Origin of the sequence: Bacillus sp. FSL K6-2819, from assembly GCF_038008305.1 — a bacterium.
In the GTDB taxonomy this organism is placed as follows: Bacteria; Bacillota; Bacilli; order Bacillales; family Bacillaceae; genus Bacillus; species Bacillus amyloliquefaciens.
The window spans coordinates 2,453,493-2,472,221 of record NZ_JBBOYV010000001.1; the positions used below are offsets into that span (position 1 = coordinate 2,453,493).

Genomic DNA, 18,729 nt, shown 5'->3' on the forward strand with positions numbered 1-18,729 from the left:
TAGCCCCCTATTATTCCGGTACATCTGTCTTTTTGGCTTTTAATGTCTCATGTGCTTCGCGGACGGTACGGAGAATGTCTTCTTCCGGCAGTTCAGTGCCGTTTCCGTCTTCTCCCTCCCAGTTCAGATGAAGCAGAAACTCAATATTGCCGTCTCCCCCTGTAATCGGTGAGAAGGACAGTCCTTTCACTGCATATCCTTCAGAGGCGGCAAATTGATTCATACGGCGGAGAACGTCAGCATGAACGCCGGGATCTCTGACAATGCCTTTTTTTCCGACTGATTCCCGTCCGGCTTCAAATTGCGGCTTCACCAGAGCGATACAATCGCTTCCCGGTACAAGCAGCGTTTTTAAAACCGGCAGAATGAGGCGGAGTGAGATGAAAGACACATCGATCGTCGCAAATTCCGGCAAACCCTCTGTGAAATCAGAAGGCTCGGAATAGCGGAAATTCGTCCGTTCCATTACGACGACCCTCTCGTCCTGCCTCAGCTTCCAAGCAAGCTGATTATAGCCGACATCTACTGCGTATGACCGCTCGGCGCCGTTTTGGAGGGCGCAATCTGTAAATCCTCCTGTCGACGAGCCGATGTCAATCATCGTTTTGCCTGTTACTGAGACAGGGAACACCTCAAGAGCTTTTTCAAGCTTTAATCCGCCCCTGCTGACGTATTTAAGAGGGTTTCCTTTTACCGTTAACGGAAGATCCCGGGCGATTTTTTCACCCGGCTTGTCCAATCGGTTTTCATTTGAGTACACGATCCCCGCCATAATGGCGCGTTTCGCTTTTTCCCGCGTCTCCGCAAGTCCTTTTTCTACAAGAAGTACATCTAATCGTTCTTTTTTTGCTGTCATGATCCAATTCCTTTATGTGTCTTCGGCGGCATCAGCAGTTTAATCCGGTTCATAACCTCAGCCTTCGTGAGACCGATTTCTTCAAGCAGGGCGGTTACGCTTCCGTGCTCAATAAACCGGTCAGGGATGCCCATTCTGTCAATCGGCGTATGATACATGCCGAGGTCATGAGCGAATTCAAGAATCGTGCTTCCGAATCCGCCTTCAAGCACGGCTTCTTCAATCGTTAAAATCGGAAGACCTTCATTAAGAATCGCCTTCATCATTTGTTTATCAATCGGTTTTATGAACCGCGCATTGACGACACGCACGGACAGGCCTTCTTTTTGCAGTTCTTCAGCTGCTTCAAGCGCCATCTCAATCGTTGTTCCGAATGTTAAAATAACCGCGTCTTTTCCGGGACGGAGCACTTCCCATGTTCCGATCGGAATGCTTTTCAGCTCTTTATCCATCTTTACGCCGAGTCCGTTTTCGCGCGGGAAGCGCATCGCAATCGGACCTTCTTCATAGCTAAGGGCTGTATTGACCATATGGCGGCCTTCATTTTCATCTTTCGGCATCATCAAAACGAGGTTTGGTATATGACGCAAAAAGGCAATATCAAAGACGCCTTGATGCGTCTCCCCGTCAGCACCGACCAAACCGGCCCGGTCAATGCCGATAAATACATTCGCGTTTTGACGGCAGATGTCATGGACGACCTGATCGTAGGCCCGCTGCAAAAAGGTCGAATAAATCGCAAGAAACGGCTTCATGCCCTGAAGCGCCATTCCCGCGGCCATTGTCGCCGCATGCTGTTCTGCGATTCCGACGTCAAACATGCGCTCAGGAAATTCTTTCGCAAACCCTTCCAGCTTAGAGCCGACAGGCATGGCCGGTGTAATCGCGACAATTCTGTCATCCTCACGCGCCAGCTCCTGCACGGTGCCGCTGACAAGCCCGCTCCATGAAGGCGCCGCGGCTTTCGGTTTGACGAAATCGCCCGTATTGATTTTGTACGGACCCGTCCCGTGCCATGTGCCGATCGTGTCGGTTTCAGCCGGTTTATAGCCTTTGCCCTTTTTCGTGATGACATGTAAAAGGACAGGACCTTTCGTTTTTTTGGCGTATTGCAGGTTTTCAATCAGTTCGTGATAGGAATGACCGTCAACCGGGCCTAAATACGTAAAGCCCAGCTCTTCAAAAAACATGCCTGACACAAGCATATATTTTAAGCTGTCTTTTATCCGTTCCGCTGTGGCGGCCAATTTTCCGCCGACGGCCGGGATGCGCTTAAATAAATATTCAAGCTCGTCTTTTACCCATTGGTATTTGCCGGCCGTGCGAAGCCTGCCCAGCATAGAATGAATCGCCCCGACATTCGGCGCAATGCTCATCTCATTATCATTCAGGATGACGATCATGTCTTTTTTCTCATCGCCGATATGGTTCAGCGCTTCAAGCGCCATTCCTCCGGTTAAAGCCCCGTCTCCGATAATCGGGATGATATATTCTTTCGTCCCTTTAATATCACGGGCGGCAGCCATTCCCATCGCCCCTGAGAGCGATGTTGAGCTGTGGCCTGTTTCCCATACGTCGTGTTCGCTTTCGCTGCGTTTCGGGAAACCGCAAAGCCCTTTATATTGGCGCAAGGTTTCAAACTCCTTGCCGCGTCCGGTTAACAGTTTGTGAACATAGGACTGATGTCCGACATCCCATAAAAATTTATCCTTCGGACTGTCAAATTCTTTGTGAAGCGCAATTGTCAGCTCGACAACCCCGAGGTTCGGCCCGATATGGCCCCCTGAGGCAGACAGCGATGTAATGAGAAAATTGCGGATCTCCTCACTCAGCTCTTCCAGCTGTTCAATTGACATCTTTTTAAGAAATGACGGGTCCTGTATTGATAAAAGATCCAAAGCGGATCAACTCACTTTCAGCATGAATTTCTGCAAATTAAACAGTGTCTTTTTGAAAAAAGAAAAAGACTCTCCTTGTATTTTCATCGAAACTGCTTACATTTTACCATAGGAGCGGCAGCCCCTTCAAATCGGGATCGTTTTAATGATCTCTCGCCGCAATTAAGTCGCAGAGATCATGCAGCAATTCTTTCTCAAGAGAAAGGCCGCTTACGATCTGTTTCGCCTCGCTGATATGATGCGCAAGCTTCTCTTTCGCGCCTTCGAGCGTTAAAAGCGACGGATACGTTGACTTTTCATTCGTCGTGTCTGAACCGACCGGTTTGCCGATCTTCTCCTCATGACCTTCGATATCAAGGATGTCGTCTCTGATTTGAAACCCGATGCCGATATGGCTGCTGAACAAGCGCAGCTTCTCGATTTCATCCTCCGGCGCATCTGCCAAAATGGCGCCCGCCGTCACGGAAAAACCGAGGAGCTTGGCCGTTTTCCGCTCATGAATGGATTCCAGCTCTTTCAGCGTTACCTGCTTTTGCTCCGCTTCCATGTCGGCAGCCTGTCCTCCGACCATCCCTTCCGTTCCTGCCGCGCTGATCAGTTCATCGACGAGACGGAGCCGTTTCTCAGCTGAAACCTCCTCAGACACGTGAGATGTGATCAATTTAAAGCTTTCTGTCAGAAGCCCGTCGCCGGCAAGTACGGCTGCCGCTTCTCCGAAGACTTTATGATTTGTCGGCTTCCCCCGGCGCAAATCATCATCGTCCATGCAAGGAAGATCATCATGGATTAAGGAATACGTATGAATCATTTCGACAGCGCATCCGACCGGAATCCCGTCTTTTTCATCTTTTCCGTAAGCATTCAAAACGGCCAAAACAACGAGAGGGCGCAGCCTTTTCCCGCCCGCTTCCAAAGAATACAGCATGGATTTTTTGAGGGATTCGGGCATGTCCAGCCGTTCTGTATACAAAGAAAGCTGCTGTTCAATCATTTGTTTGCGTGATGCTAAAAATGCGTCCAGTTTATTTGTCACCTTCGTCTTCCTCCTGAACGCTGAAAGGTGCAAGTTCTCCGTTATCTTTTAGAATAAAGTCCATTTGTTTTTCGACATGCTGAAGCTTTTCATGGCACATTTTTGAAAGGGCCATCCCTTCCTGAAAATAGTTAATCGCCTGCTCCAGCGGCACGTCGCCTTCTTCAAGCTTTGCCACAATGCCTTCAAGGCCTTTCATCGCCTCTTCAAATGTCAGCTCTTCACTTTTTTTGGTTTCTTTCATTATCGTTCGCCTCTCTTTTGCAATACTTCACACGTCAGAACGCCGTCTGTCATCTTTACTTCAAGCGTGTCATTTTGTTCTACTTGATCAACGCTTTTGATCAGCTCTTTGTCTTTATAGGCCAGACTGTATCCTCTCTCCATAACTTGAAGGGGACTTAATGCATTCAGTTTACCAAGAACCGTCTGAAACTGCGAATGAAGCTGCTTCAGCTGGACATTCATGCTCCGCTCCAGCTGATTTGAGCGCTCTTCGTACCGTTTTTTTGCCTGTTTCAGCTGGTTTTCTGGGTGAAGGGCCGTTAATCTGTACGTATTCCGCTCCAGCTGCCTTTGCTTCCGGTCCGTAAGCCCTGTAAGCTGTGATTGGAACTGCTGATACAAAAGATCAAACTGCTGTTCTTTTTGAGTATACAATCGTTTCGGAAAACGGAATGCGTAGGATGACTGGAGCGCTTGCACCCGTTCTTTTTTCTTGCTGATATGCTGCTGCATCGCTCTTGTCAGACGGACTTCCGCCGTTTTTGTCCGTTCCATTAAGTCCGTCGTGTGGGGAACGGCGATTTCTGCCGCTCCCGTCGGTGTTGCAGCCCGGATATCTGCGACAAAATCACTGATTGTAAAATCTGTTTCGTGTCCGACGGCCGAAATAACCGGAATGGCGGAAGCAAAGATCGCCCGGGCTACGATTTCTTCGTTAAATGCCCACAATTCTTCTATCGAGCCCCCTCCCCTTCCGACGATCAGGACGTCGCACATCTTTTGTGCATTGGCTTCTTCAATGCGCTTTACAATCGATCTGCTGGCATTCTCGCCCTGAACGAGCGCGGGAAGGACAATGACTTTCACCAAGGGGTATCTTCTTTTGAGTGTGGTAATGACATCTCTGACGGCCGCTCCCGTCGGTGACGTGACAACCCCGATCGTGGCTGGAAAAGCGGGGATGGCCTGCTTATGCCGGTCATCAAACAACCCTTCGCCGGCAAGTTTTTTCTTTAATTCTTCATATGCTAAATAAAGCGCACCCACACCGTCCGGCTGCATTTCTTTTGCGTATAGCTGATAGCTTCCGCTCGGTTCATAGACGGAAATGCCGCCTCTTACGATGACCTTCATTCCGTCCTCGGGCTTAAACGCAAGCCTTGAACTTTGTCTTTGAAACATGACGGCCTGCATGCGGGCATGTTCGTCTTTTAATGTAAAATAGATGTGGCCTCTCGTATGGATTTTAACGTTGGACAGCTCACCCTTAATCCAAATGTCTTCAAGATGAGGGTCCACATCAAATTTTCGTTTAATATATTTGGTCAGTGCGGAAACCGTGACATATGCCGCTTCACTCACATCCTGCACTCCTTTCATAAAGGCTTTTTGCCCTAAACTAAGAAAACCCGCTCTGGCTGAAAGGAGCCTTAAGAAGCGGGTATCGTGCTCATTGTCACACTTTTTGTGACTGTCTCCGGTTATCTATGATAACGTACGTCTGGCAGATTTAACAGTATTATGCGCAAGCATTGTGATGGTCATCGGACCTACTCCGCCCGGCACCGGCGTAATGAAAGATGCTTTTTCTTTCGCTTCATCAAACTGAACGTCTCCGCAGAGTTTTCCGCTTTCAAGACGGTTGACGCCGACATCGATGACAATGGCGCCCTCTTTAATTTGATCGGCTTTGATAAAGTTCGCTTTACCGACCGCAACCACAAGAATATCTGCTTTTTTCGTATGCTCAGACATATTTTTTGTACGGGAATGGCAATATGTGACGGTCGCATTTTCGTTCAGCAGCAGCTGGCCGACCGGTTTACCGACAATATTGCTTCGTCCGACTACAACAACTTCTTTGCCGGAAAGATCTACGTTCGTCTTTTTCAATAACTCGACAATTCCGTGCGGCGTGCATGGAAGAAATGTATCTTCGCCAAGCAGCATTTTCCCGACGTTGAGAGGGTGGAAACCGTCAACATCCTTATCAGGGGAGATCCGCTCGATTACGGCTTTTTCAGAAATATGATCCGGCAGCGGCAGCTGGACGAGAATGCCGTGGAATTCCGGATTTTGATTGTACTGATCAATCACTTTTAAAAGCTCCGCCTCGGTTAAGCTTGAGTCAAAACGGTCAAGCTTAAACTTCATTCCCATTGTTTCTGCGGCTTTTTTCTTGCCTGTCACATAGGAAACAGAAGCGGGATCGTCGCCGATTAAAATGACCGCCAAGCCCGGCACTACGCCTTGTGCTTTCAGCTCTTCTACTTCTTTTGCCAATTGTTCGCGTTTTTCTTTAGCCGTTTCTTTTCCGTCGATGATTGTTGCAGTCATTTTCTTTCCTCCTACGATTCGATATCAGTTTTAATGTTAGAAAGAACCCCGTTTACGAATTTTGCAGCTTTATCGTCGCCGAACCGTTTTGCCAGCTCGATTGCTTCGTTTAATGACACGTTAGCAGGAATGTCGTCAGTATAAACCATTTCATACACCGCCAGACGCAGGATCGCGCGGTCTACGTTTGCAATCCGGTCAAGCTTCCAATTGACAAGATGGCCGGAAATCATTTCATCAAGCTGTACCTGATGTTCGATCACTCCGTACACCAGCTGTTCAAAGAAGGCATCTGTTTTCTCACCATCAAGCGCGTGCTCAATGGCCTCGTTCGGTGCAATATCGCTGACATCAATCTGAAAAAGTGCCTGCAAAGCTTTTTCTCTAGCTGTTCTTCTTTTCATTTTCTTTCTCCTTCAGATCCGCTTTATCCGCTTGTCGTTAAGCTTAAAGAGATCATAACATATTTTTTTCCCAATCGCATGTCGAAATTTAGGTTTTTTCACCCTAATGCCGAATATTTTTACAAACCCTTTTGATTTCATTCGGATTTCACAGCATGAAGAAACTCGGCTGCCGTTTGTAAGCCGGCTTTCTTCATGCCTGAAATGAAGGGAAACGTATAAAAAACCAAAGGGCTGCCCATCCCCTTGGTTTTTATACGCTCATTACATTTCTTCGTCGATTTCGACTTCTTGGGCCTTCGTGTCAAATTGAATGCCGACGATATGAATATTGATTTCATTAATGGTCAGAGACGTCATGTTTAATAAAGTTTGGCGGATATTCTCCTGAACGCTTGCTGCCACTTTCGGGATCGAAACCCCGAATTGAACGACGCAATAGACGTCGATAGTAATCCCGTCATCGGCTAAATCGACCTTTACGCCTTTGCCGTGATTGATTTTGCCGAAACGTTCTACGACGCCCGTGGCGAAATTGCCGCGCATTTCAGCAATTCCTTCAACCTCGGAAGCGGCGATGCCGGCAATGACTTCAATGACCTCAGGAGCAATTTCAACCTTGCCTAAATGAGACTCATCATGATCCATTTTAAGCACACTGTTGTCTTCCATTCAATTCACCTCCCGCAAAAATTATGAGCCCATTACATCATATGTTTCTAAAAACTTTGTATTAAACTCTCCGCTGACAAATGTTTCGTGTTCAAGCAGTTTCAGATGGAACGGAATCGTTGTTTCAATACCTTCGATCACGAATTCGCTCAGCGCGCGTTTCATCCGTGCGACCGCCTCATCACGTGTTGTTCCGTATGTGATGACTTTGGCAATCATACTGTCATAGTACGGCGGGATCGAATAGCCCGGATATGCGGCTGAATCCACACGCACGCCGAGTCCGCCCGGCGGCAGGTACATGTTAATTTTACCAGGTGAAGGCATGAAGTTTTTCGCAGGATTTTCAGCGTTGATACGGCATTCAATCGCCCAGCCGTTAAATTCTACGTCTTCCTGTCTGAGCGAGAGCTCCTGTCCGGATGCCACTTTGATCTGTTCTTTGATCAGATCGGTTCCCGTCACCATTTCAGTGACAGGGTGCTCCACTTGAATACGCGTGTTCATCTCCATGAAGTAGTAGCGCTGCTCTCTGTAGTCATAAATGAACTCTACAGTGCCCGCTCCCGTGTAACCGACGGCCTTCGCTGCTTTTACCGCTGCTTCGCCCATCTGCTCCCTGATTTCAGAATCAAGCGCAGGTGACGGCGACTCTTCAAGAAGTTTTTGCAGACGTCTTTGGATAGAACAGTCACGCTCTCCAAGATGGATCGTGTTTCCGTAATTATCCGCAAGCACCTGAATTTCAACATGGCGGAAATCTTCTATGTACTTCTCGATGTACACACCCGGATTTCCGAATGCCGTAGCGGCTTCCTGCTGGGTGATTTCAATGCCTTTAATCATTTCTTCTTCTGTGCGCGCGACCCGGATGCCTTTTCCGCCTCCGCCCGCAGTGGCTTTTATAATGACAGGATACCCAATTTCACGTGCAAGTGAAACCGCTTCTTCCGTATTTTTTATAATTCCTTTTGAACCGGGCACAATCGGCACGCCCGCCAGTTGCATCGTCTCACGGGCGATATCTTTTGTCCCCATTTTTGAAATGGCGTCTGCCGTAGGGCCGACAAACGTCACGTTTACTTCCTCGCACAGCTCGGCAAAGTCGGCGTTTTCAGCTAAAAATCCGTATCCCGGATGAATCGCATCCGTGCCGGTCAGCTTTGCGACGCTGACGATATTCGTTACGTTTAAATAGCTTTCTTTTGATGTTTTCGGCCCGATACAAAAAGCCTCATCGGCCATTTGGACATGCAGGGCGTCTTTATCTGCCTCAGAATAAACGGCTACAGTTTCAATGCCAAGCTCCTTGCAGGCCCGGATGATTCTGACGGCAATTTCTCCTCGGTTGGCGATCAATAGCTTTTTAATCATAATAGCAGGTCTCCTTACTCAGCTTTTACAAGAAATAGAGGTTGTCCGTATTCGACCAGCTGGCCGTTTTCAACTAACACTTCAACGATTTCTCCTTTTACTTCCGCTTCAATCTCGTTAAAGAGTTTCATTGCTTCCACGATACAAACCACTGTATTTTCGCTCACTTTTGATCCTTGATTTACGTAAGGGCCGGCTTCAGGCGATGAAGAAGCATAAAACGTTCCGACCATCGGAGACGTAATTTTGTGAAGGTTTTCGTCTTGTTTCGGCGCTTCCTGAACAGGAGCGGCTTCACCCGCTTCCGGTTTTGCAGCCTGCGGAGCAGGTGCGAAAGCAGCAGGAACAGCTTGAGCTTGTCCCGTTACATTCACGGCCGGCGCTTCATTTTTTTTCAGCTTCAGGCTTACGCCTTCAATTTCGTAAACAAATTCATCAATGGATGATTCATCGATTCTTTTTATCAGTTCATGAATTTCGTTGATTTTTAACATCAGTTCCACTCCTATGTATGAAAAATAGAAATTTATGGGTTGCTACTAAAAGTACATACTATGTTTATCTTACAGGAGCGGTTGTGTAAATTCAACACTGATCTAAAATGACATCAGAAAAGCCCGCAGCGGGTGCGGGCTTTTCAGGCCTATTATTTTGTCGGTTCAAACGTCACGGCGACGTCTTTCATATTCTTAATTTCTTTTTGCACCAGGTCAATGATGGCGGAAGCTTTTGCGTTTGAATGTTTGTCAGACATGACCGTAATGTTGATTTTGTCTCCTTCAGCATCCACGAGCGCATCTTTGTAGCCTTGTGTTTTAATGAGTGTTTCCAGCTGTTTTTCTGTCCCTTCAGCATTACTGAGCGCCGTCATTTTATCGTAGGCTTCGCTTTTTTCCTTTGCTGTCGCATCATCGCTTGAAACAATGCTGTTTAACTGTTCCCGTTCTTTGCTTCTCGCGTCTTCAAGTTCCATGCGGTATGTGGTAAATAAATTTTCGTCAGCTGTTTCTGTGGCGACCGATCCGTCTTTGTCGGACGCTTCTGCTGATGTTTCTTTATCCTCTTTTGCGCCTTTAGAATCTTTAGTGTCTTTCGTGCCTTTTGTTCCGTCTTCTTTTTCTGTGCCGCCTTCGGTCTTTTCTTTCGTTTCAGGAGCAGGAGCCGGCGTTTTTTCTGTGGCGATTTCTCCGCTATTTTTTTCGCTTTTCATCTGCACGGCATTTTTGCTTTCCGGCGACGTAATATAATAAACACTTAATACCACGACGAGACTGAGCATTGTTAAAAGCCAAACCGTTTGTTTTTTCAGCATAATTTATGAATCCTCCTTGATTTTTTTAGGGGCAACCGCTACACGGTAGCTCGGAACATCAAGCACCCTTGTGACGGCATCAATGATGGTTTTTTTTATTTGAACGTTGTCCACTCCCTGAGCGACAACGAGTACACCGCGGATATCAGGCTTTTTCGTCTGAACGACGACCGGGGTTTCCTGGTCCCCGTTTCGGATCATGACAATTTGTTCTTCAGAGGTTTGATCGGTTACGCTTCTTTTGCCGCCTTCTTTATCGGTTTCTTCAGTAGTGGTGTCTTTTTTCGTTTTATTTTTTTCAAACACTTTTAACGATGTCGCGTCTACGTTTACGACAATCGATACATCCTCCACGCCGATAATCGTTTCAAGGATTTCTTTCAGCTGGTTTTCATAATCTCTCTCGTAATCATCGATCGTGTTTTTGGCGCTGCTGTCTTTTGACGCCTTAAAAACGGGTGCGCTTTTTTGCCCGCTCTTGTCTTCCGTTTGGCCGGACATGACAGTCTGCGCCGTTTGGTCCTTCCCGGTTTTCTCAGGTGAAGAGAACATCTGGCTGACCAGCATAAAAGATACCCCGAGCACAAACACGAACAGAAAGTAATGATATTTTGTCAGTTTTGGTTTTTCTCCGTCTTTCGCCTGTCCGATCATCAGCTGTTTTTTGAGTATGTTCCATAGTCCGTTTTTATTCATGGCCGTTTTTCTCCCCGCCTTCCATATAAACCGTAATTTTCTCACTGCCGATTTCCCATATATCCGCAAGTTTTTCTTTGATGTGTGCAGCCTCCTTTTTGTCGGCTGCGCCTTCCGGTTCGTATTTGCGGTCTGTGCGGATGTCGATCGGTGCGACGGTTTGCACGGTTTTTTCAGAAGATGGGGCCATATACACGCTGATCGTTTTTACATCTTCTTCTGAACGAACCTGTTCTTCCGCTGTAAGGCGGATGTCATCTATTTTGTATTCGTCATGACTGAACATCTCCTCCGCTTTCTTTTTTAGTTGGACAGCCATTTCTTCTAAAACATATGCGCGGTTTGATGCTTGTATTTCTTTTTTTTCTGATTTGATTTGATTTTTTATGTCAGCGGATTGAAATTGCTCTTGTTTTGTCAAATAATCGAAGATGATTTCCGGGTCTGTTTTGAAAAGTTTGAATATCGGGTTGAGCATGACAATGATTAACAGCAGGCTGACAACCATCTTTGCGTATTTTTGCATACTGGAGCTGGGCAGCAGCATGTCGATGACGATGGCAAATAAGATAAACAAAATAATGCTTGTCAGCCATTCTGTTAAAAAGCTCATATCTAATGGGCCTCCTTTATTTCATCATCATGGTGAGGTTGCCTGCTGTAATAATGACTGTAATGCTAAGGAAAAACATGAGTGAGACGATGGCGAGCGCCGCGAAAATATACAGCACGCTTCTGCTGATGACGCCGAGACACGTAATGACGGGCCCGCCTCCGAGCGGCTGCAAAATGGCGGCCGCGAGCTTATAAATAAAAGCGAGAGAGAGCACTTTAATTGCCGGAAACGCGGAGATGCAGATTAAAATTCCGACACCGAGGATTCCCACAGTGTTTTTTAATAGGAGTGAGGCGCTGATTACCGTATCGGTCGCATCCGTAAACATCCGGCCGAGCACGGGAATAAAATTGCCCGTTATAAATTTTGCAGTCCTGAGCGTAATCCCGTCCGTCACGGCAGCCGAAGCTCCCTGTACGGAGATGACGCCGAGAAATACGGTGAGGAATACGGCAAGCGCGCCGATCGCGATATTTCTGAGCAGATTGGCAAGCTGCGTGACTTTGTATTGATCCGTCATCGTGCTGACGATGCTTAAAATCGCTGACAGAAAGATCAGCGGCATGACGATGTTTTGAATGAGAAGGCCACTCGTATTCATCAGGAATAATATAACGGGGTGAAAAAAAGCAGCGGAGACGGCTCCCCCGGAAGAAGCCAAAAGCGCGAGCAGAAGCGGGATCAGCGCGAGAATGAAGCTGGTCATCGTCTGAATCGCTTCACTGGCATAATTGACGGCAACATGAAAGCTGTTTAAAGCGAGAATAATCAGCACCATATAAACGATCGCATACGCCACTTTGCTGACGGTGCTCTGCTGAAATGCATTTTGCAGAAGCTGCAGAATGACACAAAAAATGGTGAGAAGGATCAAAGTTCCCAGAAGTTTTCCGTTTGCGAGCACTTCATGAAACAGGTAGGAAAATAAGGCCTTCAGCCACGCCTCCGGCGAGAACGTTTTTTCTCCGTTAATAAAGTCGATGATGCTTCCCTTTTGGCTTTCAGGAAGAAGACCGCCGTATTCTGTCATAATATCGTCCCAAAACTTTCCGATACCTTCTGTTTTCAGCGCTTCGGCCTGCTTTTTCGCCACTTCATCAGCCGATTCTTGATGAATTGCGGTTTCCCGCGCCGCACCGTCCGTTCCGGCAGCTTGTACACATTCAGTCTGAAAAAATAAGAGGATAAACAAAAAAGCCCCCGCCCACCGAAAGCGCTTCATTTTTTGTGCCCCCTTTCCATTTATGATCAAGAAGGAATAAGTCCGAGAATCGTTTCAATAATAACAGTCAGTATCGGCACAGCCATCACCAGAATCAAAATCTTCCCGGCCAGCTCTATTTTCGAAGCAATCGCTCCCTGGCCCGCATCTTTTGTAAGCTGCGCTCCGAATTCAGCGATGTAGGCAATGCCGATAATTTTTAAAATGGTTTCCACATAGACCATATTGACGTTTGCATTGACGGCTATTTTTTCTATCATTCTGATAATGTCATAAATCTGGTCAACGAGATAAAGAAAGATCACGCAGCCGCTGAAGACGACAATCATAAACGCGAAAGTCGGTTTCTGTTCTTTTACGATCAGGGAGAGAAATGTGGCGATCAGGCCTAAACCTACAATTTGAACAATCTCAATCTGTAAGCCCCCCTATCCTTGGAATAGAAACACAGCTTTAATCTTTTTAAACAGGTCATCGACAATCGTCGCCACCATAAATAAAATATAGATAAAGCCAAGCAGCGTCACCCATTGGGCATATTCTTTTTTCCCCATTTGGTCCAGTATGGTATGCAGAAACGCAACCACGATACCGACTCCGGCGATTTGAAAAATGACATTTACGTCGACTCCCATTTTATGTTTGCTCCCCTCATGTTTACATCAATAGAAGAATGAGTAACAGTCCGGCTAAAAATCCTAAACTTTTCACCATTTTTTCATTTTTCGCCTGCGCCCGTCCGGCATCCGCTTCCGCCGCTTCCAAATGTGTAAGCGCAAGCTTGATATGTTTCTGCTGAGAAACCCGGTCATGAAGCCCGAGCGTCTCTCCGAATTGCTTCAGCACATCATATTCGCTTTTTTTCATCGCCATGGAAGGCCAGTTATGCTTCAGGCTCTGTTCCCAGGCCGTTTTGGCGGAATCGCTTCCCTGTTCAAGCCTTTGGCTGAAAGCTTGAAACAATAGTGACACAGGTTTGGAAAGCTGTCTGGCGATGTGTCCCGAGGCGGTGTGCAGCGGCGTATGTCCGTACATAATTTCCGCTTCAAGCGATTGCAGCGCCGCACGCAGCTGACGGATCTGCCTCGGCCTTTCAATATAGATTTTGGCGATCTCAAATCCCGTCCATGTCGTCGCCGTCAGAATGAACACGGCCCCCAAAAGCTTCAGCATGTCATCACGCTTTCAGCATGCGGCAGCTGCTCCCCGTCCTTTCCGTACATCCTGCTGATCGTGCCGGGACCGCGGCGCCTTGACAGTTCAACATACCGGTCAAACACTTTTTCCTCCCAAAGCATTTTCAGCGACGGTCTTTTCACCAAATCTTTCATATTCCATCCGTGCGCAGATACGATAACCGATACACCCGCATGGAGCGCTTCCATCAGCGCTTCAGAGTCTTCTATTCTCCCGATCTCATCCACGATCATGACATCAGGACTCATAGAGCGGATCATCATCATCAGCCCTTCTGCCTTCGGACAGGCATCAAGGACATCAACTCTGCGGCCGAAACTGTGCTGGGGAATGCCCCGCAGGCAGCCGGCAATTTCCGACCGCTCATCAATGATACCGGTCTTTTTCGCCGGAATGCGTTTCGATCCGGTGCTGGAAAGCCGGGCCAAATCACGAAGCAAGGTCGTTTTTCCTGTTTGCGGAGGGCCGATGATGAGTGTGTTCAGCCAGTTTTCTTTCCATAAGAAAGGAATAAGCGGTTCTGCGATTCCAAGCTTCTCCCGGGCGATTCGAATATTAAAAGACGTAATATCCCGGAGCCCTTTGACGGCTCCGTTTTCGACGATGACTCTTCCGGCCAGCCCCACCCGATGGCCTCCTCTGATTGTGATATATCCTTTTTTCAGCTCTTCTTCCAGCGTGTACATACTGTAATTGCTGAGCCGGCTGAGGATCAGCTGTGCGTCGCCGGCCGTACAGATATATGACAAAAACAAAGGTTGTCCTTTCCGGATCAGTTCAACCGGCCTGTCGACCCGTATCCTGATTTCTTCTGTATCCCGCCATGTTTCTTCTGGTACGGCGGAGATGGCATGTCTCAATAATTCAGGGAGAACCTCTGTAATTTCATTCAATAGAGTCTCCTCCTTTTTTACCGATTGGCTTCTTTAAAATGTATGATCCGGGACAGACTTTATGACACCCGGGCCTCTATTTATGCACACCCGCTAAAATCAGCACCACCCCCGCAAAAATCAAAATCAATTTAGCATATGAGAGCTGTCCGGCAATCTGATAAATGCCGATCGTCATCGTAATGATAAAAATCAGCGGACCGACGATCGCCAAAATACTATTAACCACAACCGCTTTTCTGATGTCGTTTGTGATAATCATAATAATGGCGGCCGATAATTCAATGAGAGAGGACAAAACTCGTAAACCGGCCATCGTTAAAACAGTAGAATTGATTGAACCAAACAAGAATTTCATTGCAATCCCCCAACTTCAAGCATTTTGTTACACTATATGCTCTAGCTGACGGAAGTAGTCTCACTATTTTCATATAGAAGAAAGATTCTGTTTTAAAACGCAAAAAAAGCCTGCCCCGTAAAAGGAGCAGACTCCGAATTCCTTTGACTACGCTCTTGACACGTAAGAGCCGTCTGATGTATTTACAACAAGCGTATCGCCTTCGTTCACGAAGAACGGTACGTTTACGACAAGACCTGTTTCCGTTTTGGCAGGTTTTGTGCCGCCTGACGCCGTATCGCCTTTAATTCCCGGCTCTGTTTCAACAACTTTCAGTTCAACTGTGTTCGGCAGTTCAATACCGAGCGTTTCAGATTGATACATCATGATGTGTACAGACATATTTTCCAGAAGATATTTTAATTCTTCTTCGATTTGGTTTGCATTCAATTCAAGCTGTTCATACGAGCTTGTATCCATGAACACGTGCTGATCTCCGTTGGCATAAAGATACTGCATCGTTTTTGTTTCGATTTGCGCTTTCGCCACTTTTTCACCCGCACGGAATGTTTTCTCCTGAATAGCGCCCGTACGCAGATTACGCAATTTAGAACGGACAAATGCCGCTCCTTTTCCCGGCTTTACGTGCTGGAAGTCAACGACGCGCCAAATGCCGCCGTCTACTTCAATCGTTAGTCCTGTACGAAAATCGTTAACTGAAATCATGTTTGATGTCCTCCTATATTCCAATCACAAAATAATTAATTCTTTAGGGGAATGCGTAATTGTCCGGTTGCCGTCCTCAGTGATGATGATATCATCTTCGATTCTGACGCCCCCAACTTCCGGTATGTATATGCCCGGCTCAACCGTTACCGCCATGCCCGGCTCAAGAACGGCCGATGACCTGAAAGACAGTCCCGGGGATTCATGGACTTCCATTCCGAACCCGTGTCCTGTTGAATGGCCGAAATACTGTCCGTAGCCTTTTGCGGTGATGTGATCCCTCGTCAGGGCATCCGCTTCTTTTCCCGTCATGCCGGGTTTAATATGCGAAACACCGAGCGCCTGGGCATCGTATACGACCTGATAAATTTCTTTCAGTTTATCACTTGGCTCTCCGACCGCGACGGTGCGTGTGATATCAGAACAATAGCCTTTATAATAAGCGCCGAAATCGAGCGTGACCAAGTCTCCCTTTTCAATCAATTTGCCGCTTGCCACTCCGTGCGGAAGGCTGGATCTGACTCCTGAGGCGACGATCATATCAAAGGAAGAGCCATCTGCTCCTTGACGTCTCATATAAAATTCAAGCTCGTTTGCGACTGAAATCTCTGAGATGCCAGGTTTGATAAACGTCAGAATATGTTCAAACGCATCATCCGCAATCTTCGCAGCTTCCTCTAATATCTTAATCTCTTCACTTGACTTAATCAAGCGCAACTTTTCAACGGAATCCGCGACGGGAACCATCTCCGCTTCTTGCAGCACCGCTTGGTAGGATGCATATGTTCCGTACGTCAGGCTGTTTTGTTCGAAGCCGAGTTTTTTAATGCCGTACTCAAGAATCGTGTCCGCAGCCGTTTGGATTAAGCTTCCGCCGTGCTCGATAATTTCAAAGCCCTTCACTTGCGCCTTCGCCTGCTCGGTGTAACGGAAATCCGTAATAAATGCCGCACGTTCTTTCGATATGACCGCCAAGCCTGACGAACCCGTAAATCCCGTCATATACTGCAGATTGGCGGAGCTTGTCACCAAGATTCCGTCTATATCGAGCTGACCGAAAAGATTTCGCAATTTCTCAAGTTTCATTCCCTTTCTCCTCCTCGCCGATTCTTGACTGCCGCCTGACACCGGGAGCATCCCCGCCCGGTTTTCAGCATAAAAAATGTTCACTTCTCGTGAACATTTTACCATACCGGACAGGGATTATACACTTATTCACTTGTTGCCGAGCGCCCTGGCAAGCTTGTCTGACGTAAGTTCATTGTAGGCGAAGGAAATCGAGTAGCCGACAAACAAACCATACAGAATATAAAGGCAAAGCGTCGTCACGATTGTATCTGATTTCAATTCAGTGACAGACTTCACATCTTGGAAAATCGGATTGAATAAGAAAAAAACCGCGCACCATAAAATGACGCCGTACACCATCCCCGGCCACATGGTTTTAAAACGCTTCAGGCAGACGAAATAAATAAAAGCTCCGGCAATCGAAATTAACCCGATGACAACGATGCTGACCATCGTGCCGAGCCATTGTTTTTTCCATTCTCCGATCATAAACGGCTGAAGAATCATGTTGGGGCTGATCTCTGAAAAATGAAAGAGATACCCGAGATAGCCGATCAAACTCCAAAATACACCCCCGGCAAATCCGATACCGCAAATTCTGCCGGTAAATGATACAGGCTGCTGATCTTCATCCTGCTTGTTTTTTTCTTCCTGTTCTGAATGTTTTTCGCTGGTCATCATGGCACCTCCAGTCATAGAATGCCCCAAAATTGAAAAGTCATAAAAAGTTCCGCCATATTTTCAATCAATGAGTAAAATCTTAGAAAACAGGGTATACTGCTTGTAGAAAAAGCATTGATTTTCCGGCTGTCTAACTAGAGGTTTACCGCTGTTTCCTGTACAATAGAGTGAAAGGAAATGGTTAGTAAATCCTAAGAAAACAGGCAGGTTGATAAACAATGTCCACACAAAAAACGCCGCCCGCATACGGCGGTCAGGCTGTCGTTGAAGGGGTAATGTTCGGCGGCAGAAAAAATTATGTTACCGCCATCCGCAGGAATGACGGAAGCATTGATTTTTTTAAGCTTCCGAGAGTGCCGAATTCCAAGCTTTCGGCTTTAAAGAAGATTCCTTTTTTGCGGGGAATCATCGCAATTATTGAGGCAAGCGCCAACGGCACAAAACATTTAAACTTTTCCAGCGAACGTTACGGGCTTGATCCTCAGGATGACGCCAAGCTGGAACAGGAAGATAAGAAGGGTTCGGGCTTATCAATGTTTTTCAGCCTGGCGGTGATCGGCGTTCTATCGTTTTTGTTCAGCAAATTCGTTTTTACGCTCGTCCCGGTCTTTTTAGCGGAGCTTGTAAGGCCCGTTTTTTCCTCAGACGCCGCGCAGATCGGAATAGAAAGCGTGTTTAAGCTTATCCTGCTTCTCGGCTACATTTATTTTTTATCAATGACGCCGTTAATTAAAAGAGTGTTTCAATATCATGGAGCCGAACATAAGGTCATAAACTGTTATGAACAGAATTTGCCAATTACAATAAAAAATGTTCAGAAACAGTCACGGCTTCATTACCGTTGCGGTTCAAGCTTTATCTTATTTACGATCATTGTCGGCATGTTCGTCTATTTACTCGTTCCGACAGATCCGCTTTGGGTGCGGATTTTAGACAGGATTGCGCTTATACCCGTCGTCCTCGGCATCTCCTTTGAAGTGCTCCAGCTGACGAACAAGGTGCGGAATATCCCTGTTTTGAAGGTGCTCGGTTATCCCGGCCTGTGGCTGCAGCTTTTAACGACAAAGGAACCGGAAGATGACCAGGTCGAGGTTGCCATAGAAAGCTTTAACGAGCTTCTCAGACTGGAAGACATTTCAGAACAGAGCGAAAAGCCGTCTGACAACGTAATCTGAACCGTTA

The 18,729-nt window shown here is 46.9% G+C and carries 23 protein-coding genes; 1 reads left to right on the plus strand and 22 read right to left on the minus strand.

Annotated features, from left to right (window positions below; all coding sequences use genetic code 11):
* Positions 1-10 precede the first annotated feature (10 nt).
* The 22 genes from MHH91_RS12740 to MHH91_RS12845 form a co-directional block, all read right to left on the minus strand.
* The gene (locus MHH91_RS12740) at positions 11-856 is read right to left on the minus strand and encodes a TlyA family RNA methyltransferase (protein WP_013352829.1); all 846 of its coding nucleotides are present in this window, start codon (positions 854-856) and stop codon (positions 11-13) included.
* Positions 853-2,754 carry a 1-deoxy-D-xylulose-5-phosphate synthase gene (dxs, locus tag MHH91_RS12745; protein ID WP_014472093.1) on the minus strand — a complete coding sequence of 634 codons (1,902 nt, stop codon included), beginning with the start codon at positions 2,752-2,754 and terminating at the stop codon, positions 853-855. The genes MHH91_RS12740 and dxs overlap by 4 nt, the downstream gene beginning before the upstream one ends.
* A gap of 142 nt (positions 2,755-2,896) precedes the next feature.
* On the minus strand, positions 2,897-3,787 hold the full coding sequence (locus tag MHH91_RS12750) for a polyprenyl synthetase family protein (RefSeq protein ID WP_013352831.1): 891 nt from the start codon (positions 3,785-3,787) through the stop codon (positions 2,897-2,899).
* Positions 3,777-4,031 (minus strand): exodeoxyribonuclease VII small subunit, encoded by a 255-nt coding sequence (locus MHH91_RS12755; protein ID WP_013352832.1) that lies wholly within the window; start codon positions 4,029-4,031, stop codon positions 3,777-3,779. Before MHH91_RS12755 ends, MHH91_RS12750 begins: the two co-directional genes overlap by 11 nt.
* Complete coding sequence (gene xseA / locus MHH91_RS12760) at positions 4,031-5,374, minus strand: exodeoxyribonuclease VII large subunit (RefSeq protein WP_014470653.1); 1,344 nt, start codon at positions 5,372-5,374, stop codon at positions 4,031-4,033. The genes MHH91_RS12755 and xseA overlap by 1 nt, the downstream gene beginning before the upstream one ends.
* Before the next feature lie 123 nt (positions 5,375-5,497).
* Positions 5,498-6,349, minus strand: coding sequence for a bifunctional methylenetetrahydrofolate dehydrogenase/methenyltetrahydrofolate cyclohydrolase FolD (gene folD / locus MHH91_RS12765; protein ID WP_013352834.1), 852 nt, complete (start codon positions 6,347-6,349; stop codon positions 5,498-5,500).
* Between the two features lie 11 nt (positions 6,350-6,360).
* Positions 6,361-6,753, minus strand: coding sequence for a transcription antitermination factor NusB (nusB, locus tag MHH91_RS12770; protein ID WP_003153163.1), 393 nt, complete (start codon positions 6,751-6,753; stop codon positions 6,361-6,363).
* A 264-nt stretch (positions 6,754-7,017) separates the two neighbouring features.
* Positions 7,018-7,425 (minus strand): Asp23/Gls24 family envelope stress response protein, encoded by a 408-nt coding sequence (locus MHH91_RS12775; RefSeq protein ID WP_013352835.1) that lies wholly within the window; start codon positions 7,423-7,425, stop codon positions 7,018-7,020.
* Between the two features lie 21 nt (positions 7,426-7,446).
* On the minus strand, positions 7,447-8,799 hold the full coding sequence (gene accC, locus MHH91_RS12780; RefSeq protein ID WP_013352836.1) for an acetyl-CoA carboxylase biotin carboxylase subunit: 1,353 nt from the start codon (positions 8,797-8,799) through the stop codon (positions 7,447-7,449).
* A gap of 14 nt (positions 8,800-8,813) precedes the next feature.
* Positions 8,814-9,293: an acetyl-CoA carboxylase biotin carboxyl carrier protein gene (gene accB / locus MHH91_RS12785; protein ID WP_013352837.1), complete on the minus strand. Its 480-nt coding sequence runs from the start codon at positions 9,291-9,293 to the stop codon at positions 8,814-8,816.
* A gap of 152 nt (positions 9,294-9,445) precedes the next feature.
* The gene (locus MHH91_RS12790) at positions 9,446-10,111 is read right to left on the minus strand and encodes a SpoIIIAH-like family protein (protein WP_013352838.1); all 666 of its coding nucleotides are present in this window, start codon (positions 10,109-10,111) and stop codon (positions 9,446-9,448) included.
* A 3-nt stretch (positions 10,112-10,114) separates the two neighbouring features.
* The gene (spoIIIAG, locus tag MHH91_RS12795) at positions 10,115-10,807 is read right to left on the minus strand and encodes a stage III sporulation protein AG (protein ID WP_014470655.1); all 693 of its coding nucleotides are present in this window, start codon (positions 10,805-10,807) and stop codon (positions 10,115-10,117) included.
* A complete protein-coding gene (gene spoIIIAF / locus MHH91_RS12800) occupies positions 10,800-11,420 on the minus strand; it encodes a stage III sporulation protein AF (protein ID WP_013352840.1) in 621 nt (206 codons plus the stop codon). Before spoIIIAF ends, spoIIIAG begins: the two co-directional genes overlap by 8 nt.
* A 16-nt stretch (positions 11,421-11,436) precedes the next feature.
* Positions 11,437-12,645, minus strand: coding sequence for a stage III sporulation protein AE (spoIIIAE, locus tag MHH91_RS12805; RefSeq protein WP_013352841.1), 1,209 nt, complete (start codon positions 12,643-12,645; stop codon positions 11,437-11,439).
* Between the two features lie 26 nt (positions 12,646-12,671).
* Positions 12,672-13,061: a stage III sporulation protein AD gene (gene spoIIIAD, locus MHH91_RS12810; protein WP_076982559.1), complete on the minus strand. Its 390-nt coding sequence runs from the start codon at positions 13,059-13,061 to the stop codon at positions 12,672-12,674.
* A gap of 12 nt (positions 13,062-13,073) precedes the next feature.
* Positions 13,074-13,280, minus strand: coding sequence for a stage III sporulation protein AC (spoIIIAC, locus tag MHH91_RS12815; protein WP_003153142.1), 207 nt, complete (start codon positions 13,278-13,280; stop codon positions 13,074-13,076).
* Positions 13,281-13,302: 22 nt separating this feature from the next.
* Entirely contained in the window at positions 13,303-13,818 is a 516-nt protein-coding gene (gene spoIIIAB / locus MHH91_RS12820; protein ID WP_013352843.1) for a stage III sporulation protein SpoIIIAB, read from the minus strand.
* Positions 13,812-14,735: a stage III sporulation protein AA gene (gene spoIIIAA, locus MHH91_RS12825; protein WP_013352844.1), complete on the minus strand. Its 924-nt coding sequence runs from the start codon at positions 14,733-14,735 to the stop codon at positions 13,812-13,814. Before spoIIIAA ends, spoIIIAB begins: the two co-directional genes overlap by 7 nt.
* 76 nt (positions 14,736-14,811) lie before the next feature.
* Positions 14,812-15,093, minus strand: coding sequence for a YqhV family protein (locus MHH91_RS12830; RefSeq protein ID WP_013352845.1), 282 nt, complete (start codon positions 15,091-15,093; stop codon positions 14,812-14,814).
* A gap of 147 nt (positions 15,094-15,240) precedes the next feature.
* Positions 15,241-15,798, minus strand: coding sequence for an elongation factor P (gene efp, locus MHH91_RS12835; RefSeq protein WP_013352846.1), 558 nt, complete (start codon positions 15,796-15,798; stop codon positions 15,241-15,243).
* A 24-nt stretch (positions 15,799-15,822) separates the two neighbouring features.
* Positions 15,823-16,884 carry a M24 family metallopeptidase gene (locus MHH91_RS12840; protein ID WP_013352847.1) on the minus strand — a complete coding sequence of 354 codons (1,062 nt, stop codon included), beginning with the start codon at positions 16,882-16,884 and terminating at the stop codon, positions 15,823-15,825.
* A gap of 129 nt (positions 16,885-17,013) precedes the next feature.
* Positions 17,014-17,544 carry a YqhR family membrane protein gene (locus tag MHH91_RS12845; RefSeq protein ID WP_013352848.1) on the minus strand — a complete coding sequence of 177 codons (531 nt, stop codon included), beginning with the start codon at positions 17,542-17,544 and terminating at the stop codon, positions 17,014-17,016.
* Positions 17,545-17,765: 221 nt separating this feature from the next.
* Between MHH91_RS12845 and MHH91_RS12850 the strand changes: the two genes are divergently transcribed.
* Entirely contained in the window at positions 17,766-18,722 is a 957-nt protein-coding gene (locus MHH91_RS12850) for a DUF1385 domain-containing protein (protein ID WP_013352849.1), read from the plus strand.
* The last annotated feature ends 7 nt before the right edge of the window (positions 18,723-18,729 follow it).